We start from the raw sequence: 211 nt of genomic DNA on the forward strand, positions 1-211 counted from the left end.
GATTACCGACGATATCGCCAGCCTCTCTGCGGTAACTCAGGTCGACTATGATGGCATTATCCTCAAGGTAAACCAGCTCGCTAACCAAATTGATAACCTGCGTCTGGCTGATAACGATACCGATGATTCACCGATGGATTCTGACAGCAGCGAGCTTTCCAGTTCCATTAGCGAATGGCGCGTCAATCTGCAAAAAAGCTGGCAGAACTTT

At 48.3% G+C, this 211-nt stretch carries 1 protein-coding gene; it reads left to right on the plus strand.

What is annotated here, in order from left to right; translation table 11 throughout:
- Positions 1 to 211: uroporphyrinogen-III C-methyltransferase (locus FDX22_RS15890; RefSeq protein WP_186805331.1), on the plus strand; the 211-nt coding region annotated here is incomplete at both ends.

The sequence above is a fragment of the Citrobacter sp. TBCS-14 genome (genome assembly GCF_005280805.1).
GTDB lineage: Bacteria > Pseudomonadota > Gammaproteobacteria > Enterobacterales > Enterobacteriaceae > Citrobacter > Citrobacter gillenii.